This is a genomic window from Paenibacillus rhizoplanae (assembly GCF_042684125.1).
Taxonomy (GTDB): domain Bacteria; phylum Bacillota; class Bacilli; order Paenibacillales; family Paenibacillaceae; genus Paenibacillus_AQ; species Paenibacillus_AQ rhizoplanae.
In genome coordinates this window covers 404,386-419,001 of sequence record NZ_JBHUKY010000023.1, presented here as the reverse complement: position 1 = coordinate 419,001, position 14,616 = coordinate 404,386, and the positions used below count along the sequence as shown (strand labels likewise).

General features: G+C 53.3%; 15 protein-coding genes. 3 read left to right on the top strand and 12 right to left on the bottom strand.

The window, feature by feature from the left end; all coding sequences use genetic code 11:
- Positions 1-12 precede the first annotated feature (12 nt).
- The 4 genes from ACFSX3_RS14935 to ACFSX3_RS14920 form a co-directional block, all read right to left on the bottom strand.
- Positions 13-1,170 (bottom strand): AI-2E family transporter, encoded by a 1,158-nt coding sequence (locus ACFSX3_RS14935; protein WP_209984161.1) that lies wholly within the window; start codon positions 1,168-1,170, stop codon positions 13-15.
- A 101-nt stretch (positions 1,171-1,271) separates the two neighbouring features.
- Positions 1,272-2,003: an SDR family NAD(P)-dependent oxidoreductase gene (locus tag ACFSX3_RS14930; RefSeq protein ID WP_209984166.1), complete on the bottom strand. Its 732-nt coding sequence runs from the start codon at positions 2,001-2,003 to the stop codon at positions 1,272-1,274.
- 44 nt (positions 2,004-2,047) lie between these two features.
- A complete protein-coding gene (locus ACFSX3_RS14925; protein ID WP_209984168.1) occupies positions 2,048-2,857 on the bottom strand; it encodes a GNAT family N-acetyltransferase in 810 nt (269 codons plus the stop codon).
- A gap of 112 nt (positions 2,858-2,969) precedes the next feature.
- Positions 2,970-3,329 carry a (2Fe-2S) ferredoxin domain-containing protein gene (locus ACFSX3_RS14920; protein ID WP_036727434.1) on the bottom strand — a complete coding sequence of 120 codons (360 nt, stop codon included), beginning with the start codon at positions 3,327-3,329 and terminating at the stop codon, positions 2,970-2,972.
- A 147-nt stretch (positions 3,330-3,476) separates the two neighbouring features.
- Between ACFSX3_RS14920 and ACFSX3_RS14915 the strand changes: the two genes are divergently transcribed.
- The 3 genes from ACFSX3_RS14915 to ACFSX3_RS14905 all read left to right on the top strand — a co-directional run bounded on the left by ACFSX3_RS14915 (position 3,477) and on the right by ACFSX3_RS14905 (position 6,572).
- Positions 3,477-5,066 carry a helix-turn-helix domain-containing protein gene (locus ACFSX3_RS14915; protein ID WP_379256056.1) on the top strand — a complete coding sequence of 530 codons (1,590 nt, stop codon included), beginning with the start codon at positions 3,477-3,479 and terminating at the stop codon, positions 5,064-5,066.
- Positions 5,067-5,168: 102 nt separating this feature from the next.
- The gene (locus tag ACFSX3_RS14910) at positions 5,169-6,194 is read left to right on the top strand and encodes an ABC transporter substrate-binding protein (RefSeq protein WP_379256054.1); all 1,026 of its coding nucleotides are present in this window, start codon (positions 5,169-5,171) and stop codon (positions 6,192-6,194) included.
- A 144-nt stretch (positions 6,195-6,338) separates the two neighbouring features.
- Positions 6,339-6,572 (top strand): hypothetical protein, encoded by a 234-nt coding sequence (locus tag ACFSX3_RS14905; protein ID WP_209984173.1) that lies wholly within the window; start codon positions 6,339-6,341, stop codon positions 6,570-6,572.
- Between the two features lie 5 nt (positions 6,573-6,577).
- Here the strand turns inward: ACFSX3_RS14905 and ACFSX3_RS14900 are convergent, their stop codons facing one another.
- From ACFSX3_RS14900 to ACFSX3_RS14865, 8 genes are all read right to left on the bottom strand, one after another.
- Complete coding sequence (locus ACFSX3_RS14900; RefSeq protein WP_209984176.1) at positions 6,578-7,675, bottom strand: GerAB/ArcD/ProY family transporter; 1,098 nt, start codon at positions 7,673-7,675, stop codon at positions 6,578-6,580.
- Positions 7,676-7,709: 34 nt separating this feature from the next.
- Positions 7,710-8,915: a Ger(x)C family spore germination protein gene (locus ACFSX3_RS14895; protein WP_209985099.1), complete on the bottom strand. Its 1,206-nt coding sequence runs from the start codon at positions 8,913-8,915 to the stop codon at positions 7,710-7,712.
- Positions 8,905-10,437 carry a spore germination protein gene (locus ACFSX3_RS14890; protein ID WP_209984178.1) on the bottom strand — a complete coding sequence of 511 codons (1,533 nt, stop codon included), beginning with the start codon at positions 10,435-10,437 and terminating at the stop codon, positions 8,905-8,907. Before ACFSX3_RS14890 ends, ACFSX3_RS14895 begins: the two co-directional genes overlap by 11 nt.
- Before the next feature lie 177 nt (positions 10,438-10,614).
- The gene (locus tag ACFSX3_RS14885) at positions 10,615-11,655 is read right to left on the bottom strand and encodes an NAD(P)/FAD-dependent oxidoreductase (RefSeq protein WP_209984182.1); all 1,041 of its coding nucleotides are present in this window, start codon (positions 11,653-11,655) and stop codon (positions 10,615-10,617) included.
- 27 nt (positions 11,656-11,682) lie between these two features.
- Entirely contained in the window at positions 11,683-12,717 is a 1,035-nt protein-coding gene (locus ACFSX3_RS14880) for a FecCD family ABC transporter permease (protein WP_209984184.1), read from the bottom strand.
- Between the two features lie 2 nt (positions 12,718-12,719).
- Entirely contained in the window at positions 12,720-13,778 is a 1,059-nt protein-coding gene (locus ACFSX3_RS14875; protein ID WP_209984187.1) for a FecCD family ABC transporter permease, read from the bottom strand.
- A 172-nt stretch (positions 13,779-13,950) separates the two neighbouring features.
- Entirely contained in the window at positions 13,951-14,262 is a 312-nt protein-coding gene (locus ACFSX3_RS14870) for a hypothetical protein (RefSeq protein WP_209984188.1), read from the bottom strand.
- A 100-nt stretch (positions 14,263-14,362) separates the two neighbouring features.
- Positions 14,363-14,584 (bottom strand): hypothetical protein, encoded by a 222-nt coding sequence (locus tag ACFSX3_RS14865; protein WP_209984191.1) that lies wholly within the window; start codon positions 14,582-14,584, stop codon positions 14,363-14,365.
- Positions 14,585-14,616: the final 32 nt, after the last annotated feature.

The following is a 14,616-nucleotide window of genomic DNA, read 5'->3' as shown; positions in this document are numbered from 1 at the left end:
TTCCTTTTCGCTTTATTCCTCAGTCTTTTCTTCAATGACTCTGTAGAGCCCGGAGCGGAAGCGGAACCACTGGAAGATATGGGTCATGACCACCTTAAGCACGGCGTAGCCCGGAACCGCAAGTATGATACCGAGTACACCGAACATTTTTCCGGCAAAAATAATCACAAAAATAATTGTAATCGGGTGAATCTTCAGCGATTTCCCCATGATCTGCGGCGAGATGAACTTTCCTTCGATCAATTGGACTGCGGTCCATACAATGACCATCTTCAGCAGCATAAACGGTGAGGTAACCATCGCCACAATCAGCGCAGGGGTAATCGCAATGACCGGTCCCAGATAAGGGACTACAGCCGTACAAGCGGCAACGATCGCCAGAACCAGCGAATACTCCAGCCCGATAATCAGATAGCCGATATAGAGCAGTGCTCCGATACAGCAGCTGACAATAATCTGGCCGCGGATATACGATGCGATCTGATTGTTCATTTCCTGCATCACCATCCGGGACTGCGGCCGCAGTGCGGTAGGGATGAGTCTCATGAGGTAGTCGGGCAATCTTTTGCCGTCGCGCAGGAGATAGAAAAGAATGAACGGTGTAGTCACTACAGCCAGCACAATTTCGGTAAGCGTTCCTACGAAGCTGCCTACGCCGCTGACGGCGTTATTCAGGAAGCTGGTGGCCCAAGTCGTCACCTTGCTCGTGATATCACTAAGGTCCGTGCCTACGCTCGACTGAATCTTGTTGAACAGTTCACTGCCGGTAAGCTGGACGAACTCCTCCTGAATCTGCTCACTGTAGACGGGGAAGTTGTCAATCAGGCCCATAAGCTGGGTACGGATGATCGGGATGACCATAAGCAGAACCAGGGTAATGATCCCCATTATGATCAGATACAGAATGACAATGCCATACGCCCGCTTCACCCGGCTTCTCTTCTCCAGACGGTCCACCAGCGGATTCAGCAGATAATAGGCGATCCCTGAGAGCAGCAGCGGCGCTGCCACCGTATGCAGCAGCACAGACAGCGGCTTGAACACAAACGGAATCTTTGAGAATACGAGTATCGTTAAGCCCACCAGCAGCGCAATCAGCAGACCTACCACAAACTTGTTGTTCAGAAAAAACTTCTTGAATTTATCCGGCCATACCTGCCGTCTCTCCATATCCTGCCGCCCCCTAGCTGCAACTCTTACCTGTTAAGTGTGATTATTTGCACTATGTATAAGCATAGTAACCCCGCGGCTGCAAGTCAAATCATGGACAATCAACGCAAATAGCAGCCATTGTTAATATCAAAGGTGGCTCCTGTATAAGCTCTGGCTCTGCTGCTCAGCATAAAAATCACCGTATCGGCAACATCCTCCGCCAGCAGCGGTTCAGGATTTAACTGGTGTTCCCGGTATTCCTGCTGCCTCCAGGCGGGGATATGTCCCATCATCGGGGTGTCCGCCATGGTCGGAGCCACTGCATTCACGCGGATCAAAGGGGAAAAATTCATTGCGCAGCTCTTGGTCAAGCCAAGAATAGCAGCCTTCGTTAGACCGTATACTGCATCGGAGCTGCCTTCCTGGCCGGAGACTGATGACATGTTGACGATGACGCCCTTTTGCTTCTGCCCCAGCAGCATGCGTCCGAAGGCCTGGGAGAAGTAGACATACCCTTTGATATTGATATCCATCACCCGGTTGATCTCCTCCGGCGTATACTCCAGCAGGCTGCGGCCCAGATAGATCCCTGCATTGTTAACCAGCCCGCTCACATCGGCATGCTCTTGCTGAAGAGCTGAGAAGAAGTGCTCCACCTCGCTGTAATCGGCGACATCCATGCGGTAAGTATAGAGCTTATCCGAAGCAGCCTCTTGCTTCAGCTCCGCCAGACGGGGACCATCCAGGTCACAACCGATGACCTCAGCTCCCGTCTCCAGACTATGTCTGACAATGGCCTTACCAATACCTGAAGCAGCACCGGTCACTATTATTTTCATTCCTTGCAGCATCCTTTGACATTCCTCCCTTTGTAATAGACTTAATAATCACAGTCTTACTGAAAGCGCAAATCAACAATACTCCCGGTCCGCTTGAAGCCAACCGACTGATAGACCTTGTTCGAATCAAGGTTCGCCGCATCGGCATAGAGCATGGGCGTCACGCCCTTGCTGAGCAGTTCGGCACACAGGGCAGCTACAGCTGCACTTGCATACCCGTGCTTGCGGAACTCACGCGGAGTATAAACCTCATTAATCCGCGCTTGCCTGGCAGACTGATGGGCCAGATTAACCATGGACACCGGCTGGTCCCGGTCGATCCATAGACGGAGCTTGCCCGACTCCGTAACCGCTGCGGCATAGCCCAGATGATCCTCCGGCGCACTCTCCATACCGAAGCAATCCTGCACGAATCCGGCTAAATACCCGGCGATGAGCGGAATATCGCCTGGCTCCGCCTGCTGCAGCTTCCCGCTGATACCATGCGGCATCTGTACCTGCGGGCAGTGATAGGCCTCCATCATCATCCGGACCTGATAAGCCTTGCCGGTAAGCTTGCCGTACGCATCGGCGAACAGCTTCCCCGTCTCCGGCGTTCCGTTAACCCCCGGCAATTCGCGGTCCTCCAGCATTTCCGCCAGCTGCCGGACAAGGGAACGGCGTCTCTCTTCTGCCAGCTCCGGCGATAACCATAACCACGAGTTATGCCCGGCATTATGGGCGAAGATCAGATCATTCTCCTCTGTCCTGATCCGCAGCGCTTCCTCGTTCTGGGCAACCAAATGGATGAGATTATATTCCACCTCTTCCTGCATGAACAGCCTGCTGTGCAGCACAGCATCCCCCGGCCCAAAGCTTACGAACATCCCGCTTCCCCCTCCTTGAGACTTTTCTATCTATTGTAATGCTCCCCTTGGAAAAAATAAACAGCCCGGAGCCGGAGAATTCCAGCAGCGGGCTGCAATGATCACTATACTATCATTTCTTCTTCTTACCTTTGGCACCCTTGGGGGTAGCGGCCTTGAAGCCTTCTTCATACGTATAGAGCAGATTCTCTTCGAGCTGTTCTCCCTTCAGCACCTTGCGCACCAGGCTTTTGGCAGACTTAGGGGTGACATCCCTGTACCATACGCCTTCGGGGTAGGAGATCACGACACAGGCATCCGAGCATCTTCCGTTGCAGCGGGTTACTGTTGTATGTATCAGCGCATCTGCCCCTTGCTTCGTAATCTCATCCTCAATCGCTTCCGCTACCTCTTCACCCTTATGCTTCTTGCAGTCACTTCCGTTACAGATCAGCAGATGGCTGACCGTTCCTTGCAGATTCCAAGTCGTCATGGACTTCCCGCTCCCCTCTACTACAACTATACCCTGCTTGGCTCTGACCCTAAACTTACCTTCCTATTCGAGGATCGTCAATAGCAGGAAAGACTGTTATACTATTACTGAGAATGATTATCACCTATGAAAAGAGTGACTCCAAACATGCACACGCCATATTCCGGCACTACATTGTCCAATCCTCACAGCTTCTATATCCCTGTAAGTGTAACGGCACTGGATCAAGCCACCTTTAACCGGGAAAATGCCATTCAGCCCTTCACTTCTCTCCTTGCAGTGGTCACCGGAGGCAGCGGAGCTATAACGTGGAATGGAGAACGTATCCGTCTATCCGGCGGCCATATCTTGTGCAGTGACAGCTCAGAGGATATCAGCCTGCCCCGCAGCCATAAGCTGGAGGGTGTGTGGATCGAATATGCGGTGATCTCCGGCAATAGCCGGCCGTTCAACCCGCTGAACCATGGTCAGCCGGTCAGAAGCTGTCCTCCTCATATAAGTGCGCTTGCTATGCAGCTTCTAAGCGGCTGGAACCAGCCGGAGCAGCGCCCGCCGTTTGCCTTGCAAGCTCTGTTCACAGAGCTGCTCACGGAGCTGTATGACAGTGCTGCGGAGTACACAGAGCCGCCGGCTCAGTGGATTGACCGTGTATTTCGGCATATAGAGTCTCATTATAATGAAGATCTGACAAGAGGACAGGCTGCCGGACTTGCCGGAGTCACCCCGGAGCATTTCTCCCGCGCATTCCGCAAATCCACGGGCCAGACCTTTAATGAATATGTAACTCTGCTGCGCATCCGTAAGGCCCAGCAGCGTATCCTTACAGGAGCCCCTAATCTGAGTACGCTGGCGCTTGAGGTTGGTTATAGCGAAGGAACCTATTTGAGCCGCAAATTCAAGCAGGTTGTAGGAATTTCTCCTTCAGCCTATCACCGTAAGAGCAAATCCATAGTCTCGCTGAACTTCAATCATACGGCCAGCCTCCAGGCGCTTGAAGTGGTCCCCCAGCTGGGAGTCTATTCGGCCTGGATGGAGAGAATGGAGCCCGTTCCCTCCAGGAAGAAGCTGCTGAATGAAGGGATCGGCTCCGCAGGTCTATACGAACGTCTCTCGTCGGCCCGGCCGGATGTCATTATCAGCTACTCGTTGCCTGACAAGAGCAAGCAGCTCCTGACCTTCGCCCCGGTGATTGAGATTCCCTTCATGCAAATGGACTGGCGGGAGCAATTCCGGCTGATTGCCGAGGTGACCGGGCGCAAGCCGCAGGCTGAGTCCTGGCTAAATATCTATGACTGGCATTGTCACCAGGCTAATCAGCTGCTAGACCAGCGGATCGGTGACCGGGGAACCGCCATGGTCCTGGAGCTTGGCGCAGAGACAGCCTACTGCTTCAGCAGCAGCTATGGCCGGGGGGCGCAGATTCTGTATCATGATCTTGGCTTTCGCCCGCCGCTTGGCCTCGTTGCCGAGGGACTGCTGGATAAGGGCTATCTGGAGATTGCCTTCCATAACATCGCCCGCTACCCCGCCGACCATCTCTTCATTACCTCAAGTATAGAGGCTGCTGAAGCGCTGGACCCGCCGCAGAGCTTTCTTCAATCCTTGAAGCAACATTATATTGATGACTCTTTAGGCGGAAGAATCTACTTCCTGAATCAGGCTGGCATGTTCTACGGCTTCGATCCGCTCTCCTCCGAGGCCCAATTGAAGGTCCTGGTGCAGGCGCTGACATCATAAATTTACATAGCCGAACATCACATTCAGCCATAGTCTAAATAGAGCAAACTCTGTAAAGTGTTATTGAGAATGATAATCGTTCTACATTAAGGAGGCTACATCTTGAAAATCACGTATTTACGCTCACGCCGCATTCACCGGAAAGCTTGGTTTGCCATTTCTCTGCTTCTGGCTTTGACGCTTATCGCCTCGGGTTGTGGAAACAACACTTCTACTAGCAGCAATGCTGCTGCTTCAGCTAAGGCTACCGGAACACCCGCTTCCTCCCCTCAGCCCGAGAAGGCTGCTGCAACCACAGCTCCCGCCTTCCATACTGTGACAACTGTGAATGGAGATATTGAGGTGCCGGCAGCACCGCAGCGGATTGTTGCCGAGGAATATCTGGGCAGCTTAATTGCACTGGATACCATTCCGGTCGGTGCACCCGGGCTTACACTGGAGAATATGTACTTCAAAGAATTCCTTACAGGAGTCGCCGATACCGGCACATACGGTAAAATGTCACCGGAGAATATCATCGCGCTGAATCCCGACTTGATTATCTCCGGCAATGCAGACAGCTATGCAGCGCTCAGCCAGATTGCTCCAACGGTCATTGTGCCATACGGCGATTTGAAGAATGCGCATGAAGAGCTGACTTATTTCGGCAAGCTGCTGGGCAAGGAGCAGGAAGCAGCTGCATGGCTGGCAGATTATGATAAGCGTATTGCTGACGCCAAGGCCCGCGTGGATGCAGCTATTCCAGCCGAGGCCACCTTCAGCATTCTCGAACATGCAGACAAGTCCACTTGGGTCTATGGGGACAACTTCGGACGCGGAGGACAGCCCATCTATCAGTCGCTCGGGCGCAAGCCGCCGGCAGGAGTGGCTGCTGAAATTATGGAGAAGCAGTGGGCAGAATTATCCGCTGAGACCCTGGGCAAGTATGCGGGCGATTATCTGGTCATTACTGACAACACCCGAACTGCCCAAGACTTCCAGGCAGACCCGATCTGGGGCAGCCTGCCGGCGGTCAAGAACGGGAAGATCTATGTATGGAAAGAAGAGCGCTCCTGGTATTATGATCCGATTGCCGTTCTGGCTCAAACGGAGGAGTTGGCCGATTGGTTGACCGGGGCACAACAATAATGGAGTAATAATCAAGCTGCCCGGAGCCTTCAATGGCTTCCGGCAGCTTTTGGCGTTTACCCTATCGATTACTCGGAGATAATATCTGTAGCCCGCCTTGCCGGAACCGGCAAATCATTCTTGCGGTGCATAAGGAGACCCGCCATGAAGATTATCAGTATCTATGCCCTGTTCGCTGTTCTGACGCTTACATTAATAGTCATCATTGATGTGATGGCCGGAATCAGCCTGCCTGCATCCCTTCATTCGCTCACAACCCTCTTTGCCACAACTACACTACAGGAAGCCATATGTATCACGATCTTCCTGCTTCTCCCGTTCATCCAGGTAGCCGTTCATGCCTCTAAGAAGCGTCAATCCCGCCGGAAACCGTCTTAATTCTGCTAACGATACAAGCCGAACTTGCGCCGGACACGATGAATCAGGAACAGCAGGATGGGAATCACCGCACAGAATACCGGCAGAATCGTCTCCAGAAAGGTCTTCCCGTCATTCATATGCTCCGGGTAATTCTGCGCGCTGACAAAAGAGCTGAACAGCATAATCACACCTGCCGGAATGACCAGCCTGCTTGTATCGTTAACCTTGAACAGATCGTTCGCTATCGCAACTGCAGCATAACAGTAGACGGTCAGCTTAAAGAACGCCCCGATAATCAGTGTGAGGACGACAAGGGCATCCATCCGCTGTACGAAATTGGCCATATTCACCAAGGTAATGGTCGTAAACATGGGAAAGGCGGTCCGGCTGTACAGGTCCTCTCCAAGCACAGACATTTCGATTGCATGCGTGAAGCTGAGCAGACAGGCGCTGACAATGATGGCTGTGATTCCGGTTTTCTTAATTTTCCGGGATTTGTTGAAGTGGGGCAGAATGGTAGTGAAGCACATCAGTTCGCCGAACGGAAAGATCAGGATGTTGGGATAGGCTGATTTCAAGGCTTGGATGTAGTCATTCATATGTAGCGGGAATAGATTCTTATACTCCACCAGCCCGGCCGAAATTATAGCGATAATACAGATACACCCCATAAAGATCACGATCCACAGGACAATCTCGGCGGTCCTGGCGAACACTTCTATCCCCTTGCTCAGGATATACATCACGGCAATAATCATGATCGAATTAATGATCAGAATCGGGGTTTTGTCATAGAAGGCCGAGATCAGCAAATCTCCCGCTTCCCGCAAATTTCTCGAGCCGTTATAGAGAATCACCGGCAAAAACAGCAGACTTACGGGCCAGCCCAGCCACGGCCCAAGAATGGTGCGTGTATACCCGCTTATAATCTGGTCCGGGAACTGGAGATAGAGATGTGCGAATACCAGATACAGCAGGATGCCTCCGGGAAGGGCAAACAGAATAGCGAGCCAGACTGAATGGCCGCTCTCCAGACCGATGGGGACAAGCACGGCAGTCCCCAGCTCAAACAGGATGATCAACGCAAGCAGCTGGCTCGGGCCGACTATTTCTTTTTTCATAACACCAATCACCTGATTTCTGCCGTTAAGCCGATTATTTACCTTTGGGAATATAGGGTTTCAGACTCATGCCGGTACTGCGGATGTAAGCCTTGACTTTAAGGTCCAGCTTGCCCTGTGCGAAGATCCGGCCCCAGTCCCTGTCCATCGCCGCCCATTCCTGCGGATTCGTGCGCTTCAGCTCATTGCCGAAATTGAAGATATCACTCTCCAGCTGCTGTCCCTTCTGAAAAGCCTGCATGACTTCCAGCCTCGTCTGCTTCTCCAGCTCCTGTTCAAGCTTCATGATTTCTTCCCGCTTGCTGAGGTCCACGAAGCTCTCCGTTTCATTGATGCTCCCCTCCTCGGCAATCGTCACATGAAACACCGGAATTCCGTTCTCAATCGTGGTATTCAACTCCGTTCTCGAATAGATAATATTGACGGCTATAGCCTCTTTTTTATCATCCGAATCAATATTGAGCACGGTTTCTTCTATCTCGTTAAGCAGCCACTCGGTTCCCCGTGCTTCTGAGTCCTTCATCCAATAGAGCAGCTTCCCCTTTCTGAATACTCCAAGCCCGTTCATCATCGTTTCCGTCAGGGTCTCAGACCCCTCCAGATTGCTTTTCTTCTTCCCCTCCTCAGCATCTCCCTTGATCTTCACCGCATTGATCGTCAGATCACCTTCCCCAGTAATGCCTTGTATGACATTGAATACGCTGATGGGCCTGTTCTCTCCCCAGACGCTGGAGGTATTCTGCGCTTTTTTGACCAGCCCCAGAGCCGGGAGGCTCTCTACAGGGGTCAGGAGCTTCAGGACAGAGGCGGCATCGCTGCCACGGGCTACCAGTACTTCTGAATTGAGCCGAAGCTCATGGGACCGCTCGAAGATGTCGAAGATATCGTTAATACCGTCCCGCGCCAGGGGCTCCCCTAGTACAATTAGCTGGGTGTGGGCAAAAAAAAGCTGACGGGTCACATGCTTCGACGCCCGCCGCAACGCGCCGAACATCGTTTTGTCGGTGGCCGACACCACCACTATAGCAGGCTTACCGCTTCCGGGAGAGTTACTTGTCGATGTTGAAGACGGATTGACCAATTGAAAGGTGACCCGATATTCATCTGTCTCCGGAACGAGATCCATCCCTATACCGCTAACAATAGCCAGCTCATTCAATTCCCGGCTGTTCCAGCAGCCGCCAAGCGGCAGGACCAGCACCGCTATGGCGATCAGGCGCAGCAGGCCCTTACCGTTCATTGGATTCACCCGTGGAGGCCCCTTTGCCTGCGGAAGCGGATGCCGAGCTCCCACCGTTGTGGACCAGACGTTTTCTGAGCTTCATGAAGCTCTTAGGGGAACGGATGAAGGTATCCTTCAGATTCCCCGGAACAAAGGGACCGATGGGAGTCATGTAAGGAACACCGAGCGAGCGCAGGCTGCACAGATGGGCAATCAGCATAATGGTGAATATGGCGATGCCATACAGACCCATAAATGCAGCGATTGCCATCATGATAAACCGCAGCATGCGGATGGAGAGCGCCATGTTGAAGGCCGGTGTGGCAAAGCTTGATATCCCTGTGAGCGAGACCACGATAACCATGGCCGGAGAGACGATCCCCGCCTGAACAGCCGCCGTCCCCAGCACCAGACCGCCGATGATCGATACGGTCTGGCCGATGGGTGAAGGCATACGGACCCCAGCTTCGCGGATAATCTCGAAGGTAATCTCCATCATGACCGCTTCTACAAAGGCAGGGAACGGCACCCCCTCCCGCTGTGATGCCAGATTGATCAGCAGCGGAGTCGGAATCATCTCCTGATGGAAGTTCAGCGCAGCGACGAAGATCGCCGGACCATACATCGAAATGACCAGGCACACAAAGCGGAGCATCCGGATCAGCGAGGAGATATCATACCGCTGATAATAATCCTCTACGGTATGAAAGAACATGAAGAAGGTGGTTGGGGCAATCAGCACAAACGGGGTACCGTCCACGAAGATAGCAATCCGTCCATCCAGCAGATTGCCCGCCACACTATCCGGGCGCTCTGTATTGAATATCGTGGGGAACGGGGAATATTTATTGTCCTCCACAAGCTGTTCAATATATCCCGACTCCAGAATCATATCGACCTTAATCTCCTGAAGCTTATCCTTGAATGCCCGAATCGTCTCTTCGTCCGCAATGCCGCGGATATACATAATCGTAATATCAGTGTGGGTGACATCGCCCAGCTTCATCGTTTCGGTCCAGAGGTCCGGGTTCTTGATGATTTTGCGGACCAGGGCAATATTCGTGCTGATGGTCTCCGTGAAGCTTTCTTTGGAGCCGCGAATGGCGATCTGGGTACCCGCCTCAGTAACCGCCCGGGACTCCCCGCCGCAGGTGCTTCCACTGACGCCCCCCTTCACTCCGTTAACCAGAATAACCGTGTCTCCCGACAGCAGCGCTTCAAGCAGCCCGTTGATATCCTTAACCAGCTTCTCCTTGCCGATGCTAAGGGCATTCTCTTTAATATAGCTGTAGACTTCCTCCGGGGTTACCGCAAGCCGCGCACGGTCATTCAGAGCTTGAAAGGACATCACATGCGAGATGTAGTCATCGACCATCACTCTGTCGGTAATGCCGGCGATATAGATTGCAGCCACACGGGCTGTTCTATTAATTAATTCATAGGTGCGTATGACCAGATCGGGACTGTTCCCGAGTCTTGCTTGAATGGTACTGATGTTGTCTTCCAGCTTAGGGGAGACCGGTGAATTTATATTCTCCATATCCGCACCTCCTGGCTCTTACTATTCGCCCGCTATCCTTTTTTTATACAGCTTATGGAATGTATGAGAAAAGGAAAAAGCCGTCCCCTGTATGGTATCACCGTGTAAGGGACAGCTTGTGCAGATACAGCTTATGGTATAGCGCCGGTACACCGGGCGTTATCTCTTAGGGGGATGCTAGTGGTTATCTACTACGCCAAGCGCCTTGTTCTTCTCCTTGAACCGGTCATTATGCGAGGACACGTAGGCCACCTTCTCGGCCGTAGGGTCCATATACAGCTTCGCGCTGTTCAGGGCAAGCACCGCATCGGTGAACGTGCCGGCAATGAGTCTTACCTTACTCTCATAGTCCACGAAGTCTCCGGCCGCGAAGACGCCGGGCAGATTGGTCTCCAGCTTCCCGCTGACGTTCGCACACCATTCTCCCATGTCCAGCCCCCAGTCCTTGAGCGGACCGAAGTCGCTTCTCAGCCCGTGGTTGACAATGACGGCATCGACTGCAAGCTGCTCATGCTCCCCGGTCTGAATATGGCAGACGGTCACCTGATCGATCTGCTCGCCGTCACTGCTGTGCAGTTGGCTTACCGCACAAGGCACGCGCACATCCACGGAGGAAGCTTTCATCCGGGCAATATTCTTCTCATGCCCGCCGAACTGCTCCCGGCGGTGCACCACGGTTACACTCGCAGCAATTCCCTCCAGCTCATTCGCCCAGTCTACTGCGGAATCGCCGCCGCCCGAGATCAATACCCGCTTGCCGCGGAAGGGCTCCAGCTCCTGTACCGTGTAGTGCAGGTTCGTCACCTCGTAACGGTCCGCGCCTTCAATCTCCAGCTTCGCCATCTGCAGAATACCATATCCGATGGTGAGAATGACGGTACGGGTCCAGTGCTGCTCGCCTGTTGCCGAGGTCAGAATATACGTTCCGTCCTCCTGGCGGGCCTGATGAACAATCTGCTGTCCGAAAACGAGGGTAGGATCGAAGGTACGCGCCTGCTCTGCCAGCTGATCAATTAACTGGCGGCAGAGAATAGGTGTTACTCCTCCGACATCCCAGATCATCTTCTCAGGATAGATTAGCATTCTGCCGCCCAGCTCATCCTTCGCTTCAATCAGCTTGGTCTTCAGATCCCTCATTCCGCTATAGAACGCTGTATACATGCCTGCGGGACCCCCGCCAATAATCGTCACATCGTATAATTCCATTGATTCGTTCATTGATATCCCTCCAAGGTCTGGTTGTATTTAAGATTTGGTACGGGCCAGAAGATACAGAAAGTATGGAGCGCCGATTACAGCTACCACAATGCCGGTAGGAATCTCGGACGGCTGCAGAATCCACCGCCCGATCGTATCTGCCGCAATGACAAGCAGCGCGCCGATCAGCGCCGAGGCGGGCAGCATCAGCTGATGCTTCGGTCCGACCAGCCGCCGTGCCAGATGCGGGCCGACCAGCCCGACGAAGCCGATGCCGCCGCTGACCGCTACGCTCGATGCCGCAAGGCCGACCGCCGCTGCCAGCAGGCGGAACTGCTCTTTGCTAACATGGGCGCCGAGTCCGGTCGCCGTCTGCTCGCCCAGATTAAGTACATTCATCACCCGTGCCTTGTAGAAGACATAAGGCAGGAGAATCACAATCCAGGGCAGCAGGGACAAGACAAACTTCCAGCTTGTGCCCCAGATGCTGCCGGCCAGCCACGTAGCGACGAATTGATACTTGTCCGGGTCAAGGCGAAGCGTCAGCACGATCATCGCCGCGCTCATGCCTGCCGCCACTGCGACCCCGGTAAGCAGCAGCCGGATCGGCGCAATGCCCTGATGCCGCTTGTAGGCGAGGCTATAGATCAGAGCGGCAGTGCAGGCAGCCCCGGCAAAAGCAACAACAGGCAGCAGATAGACCGGTGCCGCCGAGGTCGTCGGATAGAAAGAGATCAGCAGCATGACCATCAGCCCGGCCCCGGCATTAATGCCGAGAATGCCCGGATCGGCCAGATCATTGCGGAAGACCCCCTGCATCACCGCGCCGGATACGGCAAGTGCAGTCCCGATCAAGAGAGAGATGACAATTCGCGGCAGGCGGAACTGGAACAGAATCAGCTCCTGCTTCTCCGTCCCCTTGCCGACCAGCGTATTGAGCAGCTCAAGTGGAGTAAGCCTTATGTATCCTGTATTCACACTTATAATGAACATCATCACAATCAGAACGGCCAGCACGCCAATCACCTTCAGGCCGTGCTTACGCCTTGTATCTTCTGTAGAAATTATCTTATGGCTCTGCATCTTTACAGCTCCCTTCTTTCTTTTCGGGCCAGATACAGGAAGAACGGTACCCCAATCAACGCTATAATCGCACCCACCGGCGTTTCATGCGGCGGGTTGATCATCCGGGCCGTCAGATCGCCCCCGACTACCAGCAGCGCACCCAGCACCGCAGAACAGGGAATGATCCATCTGTAATCCACGCCGACCAGATAGCGCGTCAGATGGGGGATAATCAGGCCGACGAACCCTACGGCTCCCACTACAGCTACCGAGGCTCCGGCCAGAATCAGAACAACTAGAGTACCGGCCAATTTCACCAGCCCCGTACGTTGCCCAAGCCCCCGTGCAATATCCTCACCCAGGCTGAGCATCGTAATCGAACGGGACAGCACAATGGCTCCGAGGAGAGCCGCGATCACCCAAGGGGCCATAATCTGAAGCTGGAGCCACTTCGTTCCGGCCAAGCCGCCGGCATACCAGAAGGCAAGATCTTGTCCGATCCGGAAATACAGGGCGATGCCTTCACTTAAAGCCGATAGCAGCGCACTGAGGGCAGCACCTGCCAATACCAGCCTGGCCGGGGTTAGCCCGCCCTTCGCCAGCGAGCCTACACCGTAGACAATTCCCGCTCCGGCTCCGGCACCAACGAAGGAATAGAGAATGAGATACATGAACGGTAATCCCGGAAAAAAGGCAAAGCAGACGGCCAGCGCAAAGCCTGCTCCAGAGTTAATGCCCATCAGTCCCGAATCCGCGAGCGGATTACGGGTCATCCCCTGCATAACGGCTCCAGCCACAGCGAGGCTGGCCCCCACCATTACGCCGCCGAGCACACGCGGCAGCCTAAGCTCGCGGATGATCTGATGCTCGGTAATATCGGGATTGAAATGAAAGACTGCGGTCCAGACGACAGACAGCTTAATATCTGCTGCCCCAAACGATACGGATATAGCTATGCCAAGCGCCAGCGCAATCAGACCGCCGATAAGAATTAATGTTGCCGTCCAGGGACGGGACCGCAGCTTCAGTGGTTTTGCCTTTTGATCCAGCCCGCTCCCGGACACTGCCTGATGATTCATGAATGTCACCTGTTTCTTTGAAATTGATTCTCATTATCATTATCATATTGTAAAGGAACAGGCCAAGGTTTGGCAATGGACAAAAATAAATAACAACAGCCTATGCTCCCCATTCCATCCTGTTAGAGATGAATCTGGAGCATAGGCTGTTAAGTTGGCTGTTAGATGAGTGCTACACATTCTGAAGCGTACCGCCGAATATTTTGCGGATATACCCTTGCAGCTTGCCGATATGCGGCACGAAGAGGCTTTTGTCATACACATAATTGGATTGGGTTACCAGCTGTGAATAGAGCAGGAAGAGAATGGCTGCAAGCTCCCGGTCAATCTGCCGCTCATGCTCCAGCAGGGCATAGGTCTCATCCAGCGCCTCATACAGCTGAAGCAGAGCCGCTTCGTTAAGGGTCTTGCGGCGCAGCGGTACAAGGATATCTGTAGCAATAGCATCAATCCGCAGAGTAACAGCTGCCAGTCTCTCGTTCACACGATCGCCTCCTGCAGTGACTGAATGGTTAAGTGCTTGCTTACTACCATCCTATGTCTGCCGGACCCCTGGCATGCCTGGGCTGCGGGATCAGCTACCTCTACCTCGTGTAATCCTCGTATTCGTCTCTCCTGTTCAGCTTGGAGTACATATATTCATCATTCTTCAGCTTATAGAGCTGGCCCATGGCACCAAAGATCAACAGCAGTACTACAATTAGACCATAGGCATAGATAAACTGGTTGAAATAGAAGCACAATACAATGGCTGCAAAGGTCATAAGCAGCAGTGCAAGTGCGATCCGGCTCAAAATTCTCTTCATCAGGGTTCCTCCGCAGAAATTTTTAGTCTCAA